Annotated in this window: 14 protein-coding genes; 4 read left to right on the top strand and 10 right to left on the bottom strand. The window is 46.2% G+C overall.

Translation table 11 applies throughout. From position 1 onward, the window contains the following. Positions 1-63 precede the first annotated feature (63 nt). The 5 genes from SKC35_RS05130 to dinB all read right to left on the bottom strand — a co-directional run bounded on the left by SKC35_RS05130 (position 64) and on the right by dinB (position 6739). Positions 64-1260, bottom strand: coding sequence for an MFS transporter (locus tag SKC35_RS05130; protein ID WP_377978351.1), 1197 nt, complete (start codon positions 1258-1260; stop codon positions 64-66). 63 nt (positions 1261-1323) lie between these two features. After that, positions 1324-1890 carry a Crp/Fnr family transcriptional regulator gene (locus SKC35_RS05135; protein WP_377978352.1) on the bottom strand — a complete coding sequence of 189 codons (567 nt, stop codon included), beginning with the start codon at positions 1888-1890 and terminating at the stop codon, positions 1324-1326. A 114-nt stretch (positions 1891-2004) separates the two neighbouring features. Then, entirely contained in the window at positions 2005-2511 is a 507-nt protein-coding gene (msrB, locus tag SKC35_RS05140) for a peptide-methionine (R)-S-oxide reductase MsrB (RefSeq protein ID WP_377978353.1), read from the bottom strand. Between the two features lie 43 nt (positions 2512-2554). Next, positions 2555-5473: a DNA polymerase III subunit alpha gene (locus SKC35_RS05145; RefSeq protein ID WP_377978354.1), complete on the bottom strand. Its 2919-nt coding sequence runs from the start codon at positions 5471-5473 to the stop codon at positions 2555-2557. Further along, positions 5474-6739, bottom strand: a complete 1266-nt coding sequence (gene dinB / locus SKC35_RS05150) for a DNA polymerase IV (protein ID WP_377978355.1) — start codon at positions 6737-6739, stop codon at positions 5474-5476. A 108-nt stretch (positions 6740-6847) separates the two neighbouring features. Here dinB and SKC35_RS05155 point away from each other — a divergent pair, with 108 nt between their 5' ends. Both SKC35_RS05155 and SKC35_RS05160 read left to right on the top strand, forming a co-directional pair. Then, positions 6848-7546, top strand: a complete 699-nt coding sequence (locus tag SKC35_RS05155) for an XRE family transcriptional regulator (protein WP_252623328.1) — start codon at positions 6848-6850, stop codon at positions 7544-7546. Between the two features lie 98 nt (positions 7547-7644). Continuing rightward, positions 7645-9741: a Tex family protein gene (locus tag SKC35_RS05160; protein ID WP_377978356.1), complete on the top strand. Its 2097-nt coding sequence runs from the start codon at positions 7645-7647 to the stop codon at positions 9739-9741. Positions 9742-9807: 66 nt separating this feature from the next. Here the strand turns inward: SKC35_RS05160 and SKC35_RS05165 are convergent, their stop codons facing one another. From SKC35_RS05165 to SKC35_RS05180, 4 genes are read right to left on the bottom strand one after another with little or no spacing between them, the layout of a single operon-like run. Further along, the gene (locus SKC35_RS05165; protein ID WP_377978357.1) at positions 9808-10128 is read right to left on the bottom strand and encodes a heavy-metal-associated domain-containing protein; all 321 of its coding nucleotides are present in this window, start codon (positions 10126-10128) and stop codon (positions 9808-9810) included. Positions 10129-10132: 4 nt separating this feature from the next. Beyond that, positions 10133-10336, bottom strand: a complete 204-nt coding sequence (locus tag SKC35_RS05170) for a heavy metal-binding domain-containing protein (RefSeq protein WP_377978358.1) — start codon at positions 10334-10336, stop codon at positions 10133-10135. A 1-nt stretch (position 10337) separates the two neighbouring features. Next, positions 10338-12341: a TonB-dependent receptor plug domain-containing protein gene (locus SKC35_RS05175; RefSeq protein ID WP_377978359.1), complete on the bottom strand. Its 2004-nt coding sequence runs from the start codon at positions 12339-12341 to the stop codon at positions 10338-10340. Between the two features lie 44 nt (positions 12342-12385). Further along, on the bottom strand, positions 12386-12757 hold the full coding sequence (locus SKC35_RS05180; protein ID WP_377978360.1) for an HYC_CC_PP family protein: 372 nt from the start codon (positions 12755-12757) through the stop codon (positions 12386-12388). A 59-nt stretch (positions 12758-12816) separates the two neighbouring features. On the opposite strand from SKC35_RS05180, the gene SKC35_RS05185 reads away from it, so the two are divergent. After that, positions 12817-14415, top strand: a complete 1599-nt coding sequence (locus SKC35_RS05185; protein ID WP_377978361.1) for a S8 family peptidase — start codon at positions 12817-12819, stop codon at positions 14413-14415. Beyond that, a complete protein-coding gene (locus tag SKC35_RS05190) occupies positions 14412-15521 on the top strand; it encodes an acyltransferase family protein (RefSeq protein ID WP_377978362.1) in 1110 nt (369 codons plus the stop codon). Before SKC35_RS05185 ends, SKC35_RS05190 begins: the two co-directional genes overlap by 4 nt. A gap of 362 nt (positions 15522-15883) precedes the next feature. Here the strand turns inward: SKC35_RS05190 and SKC35_RS05195 are convergent, their stop codons facing one another. Beyond that, entirely contained in the window at positions 15884-16801 is a 918-nt protein-coding gene (locus SKC35_RS05195) for an ROK family protein (protein ID WP_377978363.1), read from the bottom strand. Positions 16802-16804 lie beyond the last annotated feature (3 nt).

Here is a 16804-nt window from a genome sequence, read left to right on the forward strand (position 1 = left end):
GTTGTTAAGGGTGATTCTTTTTTGAAAATTATTGCGCAGCACAATTTTAAAAAAGAATCACCCTTAACAAATCATTCTCCACTTTATCACCCCCGCGGAGCCCAGTGTCAATAATCCAATGACGATTACACTCACTTCTAGTTCGAAATAGTCCGCTAAAACACCTGTTAAAATAGCACCGAAAGCATAGCCTAAATCACGCCATAAGCGAAAAGTGCCTAAACTAGCAGCCCGATCAGCTGGGTGTGTATTTTCAGCGATGGATGCTAAAAAAGTCGGATAGACAATCGCTGTTCCTACGCCTATCACAAAGGATAGAATGGCGAAAGCGGCGAATGTTTGAGCCCAAATAAGACCTAATATGGCAAAGGCTTGAAGAAGCATGCCGATAAACAACAAATCTTTTTGGCAAATAAAATCGGATAGACGTCCTGTCCCTAATTGCGCTAGGCCCCAAACCAGGGGATAGATGGCCGTAATAATCCCTATTTGGCCTAAATCAAAACCTTTAGTAGCTAATAACAGGGGAAATAGCCCCCATATCATCCCATCGTTCAGATTATTGACGAGACCCGCTTGAGTAATGGCCCCTAAATTCCGATGTAACAAAGTCGTATCCCAAAAGGGTTTTTTAAGCAAAGGAAGGGAACTTTCTTGGGCCGCTTTTTGGACAAATGACCGGGTGTCTTTCACCCAAATCCAAGAAATCAACAAGCCTAAAAACACAAATACAATCCCTATATAAAAGGGATAAGGACTAATTCCATATGTATTCGCAATCCAGGCCGTTAAAAGCGCCACTAAACCGACGGATAAATACCCCGCGAATTCATTAATTCCCATGGCTAAACCCCGCTGCTTATCCCCCACTAGATCGATTTTCATAGTCACGGTACTGGACCATGCGAGGCCCTGATTAATTCCCAAAAGTAGATTAGCGGCCACAATCCAATTCCAAGAGGGCGCCCACATGAGTAAGAAGGGAATAGGAATCGCGAAAAGCCAACCGTAAATTAACAAACGTCTACGGCCCAATGTATTCGCAAAATGACCAGCGAAGTAATTTGTTAAGGCTTTGACAATACCAAAAACGACAATAAAGGAAAATATGGCCGAATGAGAGGCAATATGAAATTCTTGAGCCGCTAATTGAGGCAAAATAGAGCGTTCGAGTCCGACCATCCCACCCACAAAGGCATTCACTAAAACCAACAAACTAAACTGCTGCCAATTCTCTTTCAATCCGAACCGAACTTCCATTTGTGTCATATTTAGACACAAAGGTGCTCAGCTGAACGCCAAAAGCACTTAACAAATGTTAAATTAGGATTTCTTCGCCCGAATGCGACTCAAACTTACCTGTGTGATTCCCAGATAAGAAGCAATAAATTTCAATGGAGCCCTTTTTAATACCTCAGGCTGCTCTTTCTCTAATAAGTGATAGCGTTCCTCTGCCGCATGAAACTGCAAATTTTCTATCCGTTGTATAGTCTCCACATAGGCCTTTTCAAACAATTTCGAGAACAATCGCTCGATATCCCGGTGCTCTTCATACAGCGAAGTTAAAGCGGACGTATCAATGGACCAAAGCTCCGAATCCTCCAAAACCTGTATGCCTTTTTGACTAGGCTTGCCCGCAAAAAGGCTTTCAGCCCGCGCAATCAAGTTAAATTCGCCATAAAAGCCCTCTGTCACATCCGTTCCGTCTTTGATATAATAAATGCGAGCCATTCCTTTTTTCAAAAAATAAAGGGTCTTGCAGGTTTGGCCGATGGATTGCAAATCCTGGTTTTTAGCACTACTAATCTCCCGGCAAATACTTACCAATGCCTCTTGAGAAGCTGCGCTCAGAGGGTAAATAGACTGGAAATAAGTGATGATGGGGGACATAGTTAACAGTTGTCAGTGGACAGTAGGCAGTGGAGAGTATAGATTATAGAGTAGAGAGAAAACATTCACCGCTTACCATTCACCATTTCCTCTCTATACTCTACTATCTCTACTCTATTTTTTCGCCGCTTCAAACCCTATCGACACCGAATTCACGCAATAGCGCAATCCTGTATCTGTAGGACCATCGTCAAACACGTGGCCTAAATGGCCTCCGCATTTCGCGCAGGTTATTTCTGTGCGGCGCATGCCTAAGGTATTGTCTACGGTTTCTTTAATGACGCCTGCTTTTACTTCTTTGTCAAAACTAGGCCAGCCGCAATGCGAATCGAATTTAGAATCAGAGCTAAAAAGAGGTGCTCCGCAGCCTCTGCATGTATACATCCCTTTCTCGTTGTGCATTAAGAATTTGCCGGTGTAGGGATGTTCGGTACCTTTTTGGCGTAAAATATAATATTCTTCTTCTGTCAATTTAGCCTTCCATTCGGCTTCTGTCTTAGGCAAATTTTCCATTGTCTTTGTTGCTGTAGTTGCTATCGTTTGTGTAGGCGTTTGTTTGGGTTGTTGTCCACAAGCCTGCAAGCCTATGAATACGAGTACTAATCCTAGAATCTTTTTCATGTGATTGTGATTTATAGCATAACGCAAGATAAGGCAAAAAAGTTTACGCATAACGTGGATCTACCCGCCACGCTAACTTCCGCAATTGTTGCACGCGCAGGGTTCTATGGCCAAAATCGTCCATCGAAACGCCCTGCATCCAATAGATTCCACTACCGCGGAAAGAATAGTTCTTCAGGTCTGAAGGGAAATGGACCGTATCAAAGAATTCTCCTTGGAGGTCCACAAAGTAGCCAAAATACATTCGTTCGCCCTGCTTCGTTCTCGTAGACTTTAAGGTGACGAGATAGCCGATGATATCGCCTTTAGGCAATACCAAATCCGCATTCAATAAGGTCTCCGGTAATTCCTCTAGCAATAAAAAGGGAGAACAGAGGGGGAAACCGAGAATCTCCCATTGGTCGAAAGCGTCCTCCTCAGGTTCGTGGATAAGCGGCGGCAAAACCCCGATGTCTGGGGAAAGCTCCTCGAACATCTCCATCGAGACCACCGTAGAGACTTTGCCTTGGAAACGAGCGTGCGCCTCCCATAATAGGGGCTTTTTGGCCTGGCCTAGGTTGCGAAAGGCGCCTATGCGAATCAACAGAATCGATTGCTCTAGCCCGATGGACACGCGGTGCACAAAATCCTCCCAAGAACGGAAAGGCCCAGACTGCCTCCGCGCCTCGAGTATTTCTTGGATGACCCGCTTCTCCAGCCCTTTGATGTGCACCCAGCCTAAGTAAATCCGCTTGCCTTCGATTCGGGTTAGGTACTCGCTCTCATTGATCTCCGGTGCCTCCACCTCCGCCCCACAGCGACGAGCTTCGTGCACGTAAAATTCAGTCCGATAGAATCCCCCAAAATTGTTGATCACCGCCACCATAAATTCCAGCGGGTAATAGGTCTTGAGATAGAGGCTTTGGTAACTTTCTACGGCAAAAGAAGCCGAGTGCGCCTTCGAAAAGGAATAGCCCGAAAAGCTTTCCATCTGCCTCCACACCTCGCGTGAAACGGCTTCGGGATAGCCTTTGGCAGCACAATTCTCGAAAAAAGCCTGCCTGATGCGGTCAAATTCAGCTCTAGAACGGTATTTACCCGACATCCCGCGGCGCAGTACATCGGCCTCCGCTAAGGTCAGTCCGGCAAAATAGTGAGCCACCTTGATCACATCTTCCTGGTAGACCATCACGCCATAGGTTTCCTTCATCAGCTCCCCCATCAGCGGGTGCACGGGTTCATAGGAATCCGGCGCGTGGAAACGCTCGATGTAGGCCTTCATCATCCCGGATGAGGCGACGCCGGGGCGAATGATGGAAGAGGCGGCGACTAGGGTAATGTAATCTTGGCAACGTAGCTTCTTTAAAAGCGAACGCATCGCGGGCGATTCGATGTAAAAGCAGCCCATCGTCTCGTGGCGCATCAGCTGTTTGCGTACGCCTTCGTCTTTCATAAAGTCCTGAACGCGGTGGACGTCTACATCAACTCCCCGATTTGCGCGGATGATGTCGACGGACTCTTTGATGTGGCCGAGGCCTCTTTGGGACAAAATATCAAACTTCGCAAATCCAATCTCCTCCGCCACGTACATATCGAACTGGCAGATGGGGAAACCTTTCGGCATTCCCTCCAAGGCCGTGTAAGCGGATAAAGGCGCATCCGAAATCAGGATGCCGCCCGCGTGAATGCTGAGGTAATTAGGGAAGTCGAGCAAGAGCTGACCGTATTTGACGATCAGCGCCTGTATTTCGGACGTCACCTCCCGCATCGCCGTGGCGGGATCGAGCCAGGCGTCTATCTCGGCTTTGGGAAGACCAAAAACCTTCGCCAATTCCCGGTAAATCGACTTATCCCGAAACGTGACATAGGTGGCCAGCAGACACACGTGCTTCGCCCCATAGCGCTTAAAGATGTAATCGATGATGTCATCCCGCTCATCCCAGGAGAAATCTATGTCAAAATCCGGCGGACTCGTCCGGTGCTTATTGATGAAACGCTCAAAATACAAATCTAATTCGACCGGATCCACGTCTGTAATCCCGATGCAATAGGCCACGATGGAATTCGCTCCAGATCCACGCCCCACGTGAAAATAACCTCTAGAACGCGCATAGCGAATAATGTCCCAGGTAATCAGGAAATAGGCATTAAAATCCAGCTCGTGAATAATCTTCAATTCCTTCTCCACCCGCGCCTTCGCCTCGCGATCCCCGCGCGGATAGCGATACCGCAAACCCTCGTAAGCTAGCTTGGTGAGGAGGGCTAAATCGTCTTCTTTGGAAGAACTAAACAGCGAACGATTCTTCGGCTTTTTAAAATCAAAGCTAAAACTACAATCGGCTAGAATCTGATCCGCCTCCGCTAATAGCTGCGGATAATCCGCACAAGAAGCCGCAATTTCAGCAGGAGTATAGAAACGTTCGTCTGCCTGCGCCTGGTCCTTAGGCGAAAGTTTGCTCAATAAGGTATTCAAATCGATCGCCCGCAGCAATCGGTGCATCGAAAATCCGCGCTGATCCAGAAAGGTAAAAGGTTGGCACCAGACAAAATCACGCAGGTCTTTTTCTTTCCAAAGCAAATTCCGGTCACTCGCCCGCACGCCCCAGCGCTCCCGCGGTCCAGCCAGCGTCTTGATCTTTTTCCGCATGGCTAGCGGATAAATCGTCCACACATCATCTGAAACGGGAGGTCGCTCTGGCCAGGGCTCTTTGGACACTAAATACTTCGTCGCAAAATCATTAATCTGTAAAAAACCGCGTTCATTCCGTGCTAAACACACATAACCCGCCTCGAACTCCATCCCCACCACCGGCTTAATCCCCTCCTGCTGACACGCCTGCACGAAATCAAAGACGCCAGAACTCCGGTGGATATCCGTTAAGGCTAACGACGTAATGCCGCGCGCCTTCGCCTCCTGAACTAATTGCTCAGGCGAAAGCGTACCATAGCGCAAGCTGTAGTAAGAATGGCAATTCAAATACATCTATTCGTCGTTTTTTGCGTGTGACGCACCAGCGAGTGTCGCACCAGCGAGTGTCGCACCAGCAGGTAAAGAAGCGTGTGACGCACCAGCAGCAGGCAGCCTATTTCTCCGTTCGGCACTTCCCATCAATCCACTCGCACGCAAGATGGAAAACTCACCGTAGCGGTTCTTCAGGGAATCCATCGCCTGGTAAAGTGGCACGAGCTTCGCCCCGTCATCAAACAGGTTCAATTGCTCCTGCCCTTGCAACAGTTTGGAGAAGCGCACGCCGATCAGTCGGATCAACAACCTCCGGTCATAGAGCTTCTCGAACAATTCGTAGACCGCCGGAATCAGGCGGTGGTCGCTAGCGGAAGCGGGGATACTGATTTGGCGGGTATGGGTGTCAAAATTCGAGTAACGCACCTTCACCGTAATACAGGACGTACATTGCCCCAGCTTGCGCAAATCATAGCTCAGCTGCTCTGTCAGCGACCCCAGAATCCGTCGTAATAAAATCACATCCGTACTATCCTGCTCAAACGTTATCTCTTTAGACAAGGACTTCTGCTCAGAATAAGGCACGACGGGACGCAGATCGATGCCATTAGCTCTTTCCCAAAGCATCGTCCCCGACTTCCCAAAGGTTCGCTCTAATACCCGCTGTGGCATTTGGCTAAGCGTTCCTACGTGGACGATGCCCATATTACGCAGGGTTTGGGCCGTGACGGCACCGATCATCGGGATCTTGTTCACGGTCATCGGCGCTAAAAAGGCTTTCTCCTGACCGGCTAGCACCTGGTACTCCCCGGCGGGCTTGACGTGATTCGTCGCGACTTTGGACACCGTCTTATTCACCGACAAACCAAACGACATCTGCAATCCAATCTGCTTTTTAATTCGATCCCGCAGATCCTGCGCAAAGGCATAGGACCCAAAAAAGCGCTCCATCCCCGTCATATCTAAATAAAACTCATCAATCGAGGCTTTCTCCACCAAAGGCGCCCGCTCCATAATCAGCGAGGTCACCATCTCCGAATGCTGCACATACGCCTCGTAATCACCCCTCAACACAATCGCATCCGGACACAATTTCAGCGCCATCTTCATGGGCATCGCAGAACGCACCCCAAAAGCCCGCGTCTCATAACTACACGCCGCCACCACGCCCCGATCCGAGCCGCCGCCCACAATGACCGGCTGGCCCACGAGTCGCGTATCTCGGAGTCGCTCTACCGAGACAAAGAAACTGTCTAAATCCATGTGCACAATCGCGCGCTCCTGCATAAAATTGGTAGATATTTGGGTATTTTGAATACCTTTCGTAACTTCGAAAAGTATACGAAGAAATTTTAGATACGAATTTTATTCATTTTACTTTAATAAGCAAATCGCATGAGCACTTTTTTTAGTCAGAATTTACGTTTTTTACGCAGCAAGATGTCGGAGAAAACTTCGCAGGAAAAACTGGCGGAATTACTGAATATTAAGAAGCCGACTTTGGGCTCGTATGAGTCCGGAAGAGCGGAGCCTAAATATGCGGATTTGATCTCCCTAGCGGAGTTTTTCAAGGTTGAAGTGGATGAATTATTGAAGGAGGATTTGTCCAAAAGAATCCCCGGCCTGTCGAACAAACCTAAGCTACGAATTTTAGCTACGACGGTCGACGCGAACAATGAAGAGAATATCGAGATGGTACCGGTCAAAGCTTTGGCAGGATACACCGCCTCCTACGACGACCTCGACTTCGTCCGCGATCTCCCTACCTTCCAAGTACCTTTCCTGCCTAAAGACAAGAAATACCGCGTTTTCCCCATCAAAGGCGAATCGATGTTGCCCCTACAACCAGGCTCTTTAGTCTTCGCTGAATACGTGGAAGACTGGACCCAAATCAAGGACGGCACCATCTGCATCGTCGTGACCCGCGAGGACGGCGTCGTGTTAAAGCAGGTCATCAACCACCTCGCAGAACGCAAAGTCTTAATCCTGAACTCCACGAACAAGACCTACGACCCTTACCCGATTTTGGGCTCTGAAATCCAGGAAATCTGGAAGTTCGCGGGGTATTTTTATAATGAATTTCCGGAAAGTTAGATAAGAGAGCATAGAGTATAGAGTAGAGATAAATATGAACATCTCTACTCTATAACTCCTATCTATACTCTCTACTCTCCTATCTCTACTCTACTACCATGTACCACAAAATATCCACCACTCTACAAATTTCCGAAAACCAAGTTCGTAAAACCATCGCCCTGTTGGACGAGGGCGCCACGATTCCCTTTATTTCCCGTTACCGCAAGGAGGCGACGGGGAGTTTAGACGAGGTACAGGTCGCGGCTATTCGTGATTTACGGGATCAATACGTGGAATTAGAGAAGCGCCGCGAGGCCATCTTAAAGTCCTTAAAAGAACTGGATAAATTGACGGCAGAATTAGAGAAGGCAGTTAGAGGGGCTGAGACTTTGGCCAAATTAGAGGACATCTACCTGCCCTACAAACCCAAGCGCAAAACACGCGCGATGGCGGCCCGTGAAAAAGGCTTACAAGAGCTCGCAAACCAGATCCGATTGCAAGGCCTAAAAGACCCAGAAGTCTTAGCGGCTGAATACTTAGACAATGTAGAGGAAGCTTTAGCGGGCGCTCGGGATATTTTAGCGGAAGAGATGATGGAAACGGCAGAAGCGAGAGAGGAAGCGAGAAATCTATTTACGCGCAAAACGACGGTTAAATCTAGCGTAGCGAAAGGCAAAAAAGACGAGGGTATTAAATACAAAGATTATTTCGACTGGTCAGAATCCTTGGCTCAAGCGCCTTCTCACCGGGTTTTGGCCTTATTCAGAGGTGAAAACGAGGGAATCCTAAATCTGAACTTAACAGGCCCAGACGAGGACGTATTAAATAGATTGGAGCGTCGCTTCCTGACCGGAACCAACGCCTGCGCGAAACAAGTGGGATTAGCCATTCAAGATGGCTATAAGCGCTTGCTGATGCCAGCGATGGAAACCGAGATGCGAGCTGAGGCGAAGAAACGCGCAGACGAAGAGGCTATTCGCGTATTCGCAGAAAATATCAGACAACTGTTATTAGCCGCACCATTAGGCCAAAAACGTGTTTTAGCCCTCGATCCTGGTTTCAGAACAGGGTGTAAAGTCGTTTGCCTGGATGAACAAGGAACGCTATTAGCTAACACGGCAGTTTATCCGCACACAGGACCTGGACAAGCAACAGAAGCTGCTCACACCATCCAAGCTTGGGTGAAACAATACAAAGTACAAGCGATTGCCATCGGAAACGGAACAGCAGGTCGGGAAACCGAATCCTTTGTCCGTGGACTTAAGCTTGAAGGGATTACCATCATCATGGTGAACGAAAGTGGAGCGTCCATTTATTCAGCCTCAGAAGCCGCACGCGACGAGTTCCCAGACAAGGATGTAACGGTTCGTGGGGCTGTTTCGATTGGTAGACGATTGATGGATCCTTTGGCAGAACTCGTAAAAATCGATCCTAAATCCATCGGTGTGGGACAATACCAGCATGATGTAGACCAAAAGAAATTACAAGCCTCCCTAGACGACACTGTTATCTCGTGTGTGAACTCGGTAGGTGTGGAATTAAATACGGCGTCTAAACAGATTCTTTCCTATGTTTCTGGCCTAGGACCTCAATTAGCCCAAAACATCATCGACTATCGCACCAAAAACGGACCATTTTTAAAACGTTCTGACTTGAAAAAGGTCACGCGTTTAGGCGAAAAGGCTTTCGAACAAGCGGCTGCTTTCTTGCGCATTCGCAACGCGAAAAACCCGTTGGACGCCAGTGCAGTGCATCCAGAACGCTACGAAATCGTAGAAAAGATGGCGAAAGATTTGAACTGCAAGGTTTCTGATCTATTGGCGAACGAATCCTTACGCAAGCAAATTCGCTTGAGTCAATACGTGAATGCGGAAGTAGGTATGCCTACATTGACGGATATCATGGAGGAACTAGCAAAGCCAGGACGCGATCCTCGCGAGCAATTCGAAGCCTTCGAATTCACGGAGGGCGTAAATTCGATTAAAGATCTTCGGGTAGGAATGATGCTTCCGGGAATTGTGACGAATATTACGAATTTTGGCGCCTTTGTCGATATCGGCGTTCACCAAGACGGATTAGTTCACGTTAGCCAACTTGCTGACAAGTTTGTGAAAGACCCGAATGAAGTGGTGAAAGTGGCCCAAAAAGTGCAAGTCCGAGTGACGGAGGTGGATGAGGTAAGGAAGAGGATTGCGTTGAGCATGAAAAAGTAGAGTATAGATAATAGAGTAGAGAGTATAGATGTGGATTTTTTATCTCTTCTCTATACTCTCCTCTCTCTAATCTACTTTCTTTTTGCAGCAATTCGGCAACTTCGCATAGTCTTTCGCTATTGCCTTTACCTCATCTGCATCATATCCAGTTTCCGAGATCACTTTTTTGATACCAGCCGCGTCAATTTTTGCTGCATCAAACTCCACAGTAATCACCTTATCGTCTAGATTCAAATCAGATTTAGCCACGCCTTTCGTCAATGCTAAATTCTTTTCGATACGCTCTTTACACATTTCGCAAATGGCAGAGGTTTTAATTTTGACCGTCTCCTTTGGACCAGTCATTGCCAAAAATGGCAAAATCAATAGAAATAGGAGCTTTTTCATTGCTTTATTTTTTAACTACTTTCAAATCCATCGTGCAAGCAGGGCACTTACCTTTCTTTGAATAGGTCTTTTTTCCTTCGCACTTCATTGGACATGCATACTCGTCTTTTTTGCTCTCTTTTCCAGCTTTTTGATCAGCTTGAGTAGTGGACGCAAAGGCCCCAAACATTCCCAATACTAGGGTCGAAACTAAGATGTACTTTTTCATATTAATTGATTTTAAAACGTATTCCTGTATAAACCATGGTGCCGGTTATCGGCCCCCAAACCATCGAGGCATCAAAACCCAAGGCAAATGGATCTTTCGCACTCATGATCGGATTGGCTTGAGTAAAATTAAAAAGATTTTCCACACCTACGTATAATTCCCACTTTTTAAATTGACGCGTCACTTGCGCATTTACGGTTGAGAAGGCAGGAGCCTGAACTTCAGGCGATGATGCGGTGTGTAAATGACCTATTGTTGCATTAGGGATTCTTCTAGCACCATTCCATTGCCAGGTAAGGTCATACTTCCAAATTTCATAAGGCGTCGCATAAGCTAAATTGACCAATACTCGATCTCGGTTTAAGAACGGTTTGCTGAGGCGATTTAAGGTACCTGCCTCGGTTAAATAATCTGCCTGCACATCTTGGAAACGATAAGCAGCTTTGAATTCAAATCGCTTAAATGGACTGTAATTAAATTCGGCCTGTAAACTGGTCGAGTAAGATACTCCAGGACTTGAGTAGAACCGAACACTGGAAGCAGATTCCATATCGACCATCCATTGGTGTGTAAAATCGGTCTGAAAAGCATCTAAGACTAGATTTGCCTTGCGCGATCCGATATTCATATTCTTCGTTAGTGAAATCCCATAATTCCAAGAGACTTCGAGTGGATTGAGATTCCCGACTAATTTTAAAGCCCGGTTATTAATCAAATAACCCATGTTTTCTACCAAAGGATTCACCCGTCTCCACCCCTTTCCGGCAGATAAACGAAGTATCCAATCCTGGGCCAAATCCCATTTCAGGTGCAGACGTGGAACCCATTGAGTGCCTAGCTGGTTGTGAAAGTCGACCCTTTGGCCTAATACTACAGTTAAAGTATTCGGAATCGTCCAAGTATATTCACCATAAACACCAGGCACTATTTCCGTACGCGAATAAGCCGAATCTATATAGGACTCCTGATAAGAATCCATCAAGAAACTCGCACCGGTCTTCCAGGTGTGATTTGTATTCTCAATGATCGACTGAAAAATCAAATTCCCGTACACACTCTGCTCTCGACCCTGGTAATTTTTTGTAGCAAAATAAGAGTCATTTGCATGATTCGCCGTACTTAAAATCAAGGCCAAGCCTTGATATGGCTTTTGTGGATACAACCTCGCAATCTTAGCGAAAGTCTCAAATCGCTCTGTCTTGCTGCCAAAGCCATAAATTTGCGAACGATCTGCTTCAGAAGTAAACGATTTTTGACCCCCTAAACGATCCTCATTCAAGTAATTTGCTCCCCACTGGATCATCCAACGATCCGTCGCATATTTCCAGCGATTAAGGACATTGATTAAATTAAATAAAGGCAAATCCAAAAAGCCGTCCCCATTTCCATCCAGTCGAGCCGCCTGCTGAGAATAGTGTGTAAATACGCCCGTAGATAAACGCGAATTGAAGCGATGCGCTCCTTGTTGATTGACTTCAAAACGTCCTTGTGAGTTCGTGTAGGTATTTAAATAATATACTTCGGAGGTGTCTGGCTTTGCGAGTTCGACATTGATGGCTCCCGTCATGGATTCATAGCCATTCACAACGGAGATGGTCCCTTTAGCTAAATCAATCGACTTTATCCACGTTCCTGGTAAATAATTCAATCCGTAAGTGGATTTCAGTCCGCGGATCGATGGAATATTTTCCACATTCGTCTGAACATAATTTCCAGATAAACCCAACATTTGGATTTGCTTGGATCCCGTCACGGCATCCGCATAACTCACGGAAACAGAGGCATTGGTTTCAAAACTTTCCGATAGGTTGCAGCAAGCCGCTTTTCCTAAGGTTTTGATTGTCATTATCTCGGTGGCGAGAACGGCGTTATCGTCTTTTTGGCCAGGATTAGCCACTATCCGAAATTCTTTTAATTCCGTGTCGCGCTCAATACTGTCTTTTCGCACGACTTGTTGAGCCTGCAAAAGCGTCGAAAAACTGAGTAAAATAAGTAATTTATACATCGTTTTGTTGATTAAAATGATAGAAATAAAATCCTATTTTTTTTTCAAATCAAATACGACTGTAATTGGGCTAAGCGAGCCTGCCGAGTGAGTGGAGGGGCATTCGAGGTGTACGAAAAATAATTAAGCTCTTGGATATAAAAATCAGGTGATTTAACAGTCGATGTGCTCAAAATAGGAGAAAAAGCGAATACCAGTGCTTGACTACCTTTACTTAAGTCGAAATTAAACTTCACCTGGTACTTACCTAACAAACAGCATTTCGCTCTAGAAATATGAGCTTCTGTTGTTTTTTGACAGCAGGATTCCGCTTTTGTGATCGTTGTTTTCTTTACCCCTGTGTAGATACAAGTGGCTTCTGTCCATGAAATTCCCAAGCTACCGAAAAGAATCCAGGCAGCGAGAAAGAAGGACATAAAGCTTTTGGCAAAAAATTTCATCAGACAAAATTAAGGACAATTCACTAATTTGCTGTATGATTCAGCGGTTAATCTTTCTATTCCTATTCAGCGCTTGCCTTCCCATGCAGGCTCAGACCTACCGCTACCTCATTCTTTTCAAAGACAAAGCCTCGAATAGCCATTCTATAAACAATCCAGGCGCTTTTTTAAGTTCCAAAAGCCTGGAACGCCGCCGCAAAAACCGCGTCGCTATTTCAACCCAAGATTTGCCGGTAAGCACCACTTACTTAGACCAAGTAAAAACTACCGGTGCGCGCATTTTGTTTCCCCTAAAATGGATTAATGGTGCACTGATCACACAAAAACCGAGTGAACTCAAGAAAACACTTGCTTTAAGCTGCGTAAAAGGCCTTTATTGGAATTTTCCCGCTGATTCAAGTGCTGCTTTGCAAATTCAAGCTGGCACTCAAGCAAACTCCTTGAACCCTGATTACGGGAATTCATCCACCCAAATCAACCAACTAGGCATCGACCAGATGCACGCAAGAAATATTCGTGGTGATGGCGTCCTCATTACCTTGCTAGATGATGGATTTAAAAACGCGAATACCATAACCTATCTTCAAAATACTTTCAGCGAAAAACGAATCACCGCCACGCTGACCACAGACCCTTCCGTTTCCTCCGTCTATGTTACTGGTGGTCATGGCACGAATGTATTATCCACCATCGCGGGATATGAACCAGGTAAATTAATCGGAACGGCTTATAAAGCCTCCTTTGCTTTGGCCCAAACCGAAGAAAGCGGACACGAATTAATCGTCGAAGAAGCGAATTGGCTGAGAGGCGCAGAATGGGCGGATAGCTTAGGGACCGATATAATTTCGTCCTCTTTGGGGTATTCGACCTTCGATAACACCTTACATAATCACAGCTATTCAGAAATGAACGGCAAATCGACACTCGTTTCTAAAGCTGCAGCTTGGGCCGCTAGCAAAGGGATTTTATGTACCATCAGTGCTGGAAACGAAGGCGCAAATACGTGGAAATACATAACTGCTCCGGCGGATGCCGATTCCATTTTAACAGTGGGTGCCGTCAATGCCTTGGGTGGATTATCGACCTTCAGTTCGATTGGACCCAGTTTTGACGGTCGCATTAAGCCCGATGTCGTTGCTATGGGATCAAATACCGTCGTGGGTTTTACCGATGGTACGATCGGGATTTCCAGTGGCACCTCCTTTTCTGCCCCTTTAGTGGCGGGACTCGCGGCAGGTTTGATGCAACCCTTCCCTACCCATACCGCCCAACAAATCCGAAATGCCATCCTAAAATCGGGATCCCAATTTTCTCGAACAGATATGTTGCTGGGATTTGGCATCCCCACTTTTGAGAAAGCGAGCAGTGCAATGGAACTCATTTTAGGCAATTCAGAAGAGCCATCTTTAAGAATTTACCCCAACCCTGCAAACCCAGGAGATGCCCTTCATATCTCAATCCCATTCCCATCAGCGCAAGTCGAAATAATGAATAGCTCCGGAATCGTGGTCCACACTCTTCGCCTAGCACAATCAGAATCAACAATTTACCTCGGACCTTTCGTTTCCGGAAAATATTATTTTAGATTTACCACAGAATCGACCTCTATTATAAAACCTGTCTTAATACTATGAAAACACGCTTTCTTTCGCTAGATATTCTTCGAGGAATTACCCTTGCGGGAATGATACTAGTCAATAACAATGGCAACGGCGATTTCACCTATGGCCCCTTATTACATGCCAAATGGAATGGATTTACGCCCACAGACCTCGTTTTCCCCAGTTTCCTTTTCATGGTGGGAGTCGCGATGCGCTTTTCCTTAAAGGCATTCAATTACGAATTAACCCCGTCGGTACGAAACAAAATTTTAAAGAGAACGATTTATCTATTTTTAATTAACTACTTCGTTTTCTATTTCCCCTTCACCGATTTCTCCTTCGAAAAATTGCGTTTTCTGAACGTATTGCCACGTATCGCCCTTTCCTACTGTGCTGTTTCCTTTTTGACGTTACAGGTCCCTTCCAAATGGCTTACTTGGATTAATGCCGGAATTCTCTTATCATTTTGGGGCATATTATACGTCTTCGGCGATGCGGGATCTTGGATGGATATTAGTTCGAATGCGGTCAGAAAACTGGATTTATTTTTATTCGGAGAATCGCATTTGTACCACGGTAATGTGATAAATGGAATCCGAATAGCCTTTGATCCAGAGGGCTTTCTGAGCACTTTACCAGCCATTTCTACCTGCCTTTTCGGTTATCAAGTGAGTCTGTATTTAGAGAATCAGGCCAAAGAAAACAAGTCGGCTTCACTCGGCCTTCTAGGCTGGGGCGCCGCTTTGGTTTTGGTGGCTGTTATTTGGGATCACGCCTTTCCCATCAACAAAAAGCTGTGGACAAGTTCCTTTGTGCTTCTTTGTGCCGGCATTGACTTTATCTTGATAGGATTCTTAAATTGGTGGATAGAGACCAAAGAACGTCACTTCGGAAACACCTTCTTCCTCGTCTTCGGAACCAATTCGATTCTTGCCTATGGAATTTCAGAAGTCATTGCCATTCAACTAGGCAAATTCCAAATCCAGGACATGTCAGCAAGCGATTGGTTATACTGGCATATTTTCGAACCCATCTTTGGCAAATACAATGGCTCACTCGCTTATGCGATCACTTTCGTGCTGGTTTGCTGGGGGGTGTGTTGGGTGTTTTGGCGCAAAAAAATATTCTTGAAAGTATAGTCGGCGCATAGCGCCTTAGTCGCTGGGTCGCCACTTCGTGGCTTAGTCGCTGCTTCGCAGCTTAGTCAACTTCGTTTTAGTCAATGAGTCACAAATAACGACTAAGTCCGCAGGACGACTAAATCGCGAAGCGATGACCAAGTCCGCAGGACGACTAAATCGCGAAGCGATGACCAAGTCCGCAGGACGACTCCTTTTCGCAAGCAATTTTTAGCTGAGGGTAGTTTAGTTGAGGGATTTTAGAAATTATACCTTTTGAGTTAACCAAAGAGCAAGTTTTGATTGCTGTAGATCTGAATTGGGAAAACAATTTCGAAAATTATGGCGCAGCCCAATTTTGAAATTGTTTTCGCAAGCAGATCTTACTGGAACAACAACGCCGCCCCAAAAACCCCTGCCGAATCACCCAACTTAGGCTTCACAATAGGCGTCAATACCTCTCTTGAATTGAAAATATACTTTTTGATTCGTTCGATTCCTTCGGTATACAGCAAATCGATATTTCCTACACCGCCACCGATGACGATGACTTGAGGGTCTAAGACGTTAATTAAAGTCGAAACGGCACGACCGAAATTCTCCAGCATCCGCTCGATAGTAGCTGAGGCGTGCATGTCTGTTCCGGCGAGATGGGCTTGCAGGATTTGTGGCATGCGTAGTTTTTGACCAGATTCAGATAAATAGAATTCCTCTAAAGCGGGTCCAGAGATAACATGTTCAACACAACCTGATTTACCGCAATAGCACGCTTTGCCGCCTTCTTCCAGAATGTTGTGTCCCCATTCCCCACCGATGCCATGCAAGCCATTAATCACTTGACCGTGAACGACTAATCCGCCGCCCACACCGGTTCCCATGATGATTCCAAAAACGACTTCCGCCTTCGGATTCACGTCCTGCACCGCACCCAAATGGGTTTCTGCTAACGCAAAGCAATTCGCATCATTGGCGAGACGGACTTCCACGCCTAAGGCTTTGGTTAAATCAGCTGCCATCGGACGACCATTCATGGAGGTCGTGTTGCAGTTTTTCATCGTTTGGGTAGCTGGATTCAAGACGCCTGGAGTGGCAAAACCGATTCGTGTAGGTGCAACACCCAGCTGCTCGGAGACGCGGGAAACTAAACGGGCTACTTGTGAAATGATATGCTCGTAGCCTTTCGATGCCTCTGTATCGATACGTTCACGGGCAATGACTTGCGTTAAATCAGCGGCAGACAATACGGCACATTCGATTTTGGTTCCCCCTAAATCGATGCCCCATACATAGGATTTTTCCATAGG

Origin of the sequence: Aquirufa originis (assembly GCF_042714495.1) — a bacterium.
Taxonomy (GTDB): Bacteria; Bacteroidota; Bacteroidia; order Cytophagales; family Spirosomataceae; genus Aquirufa; species Aquirufa originis.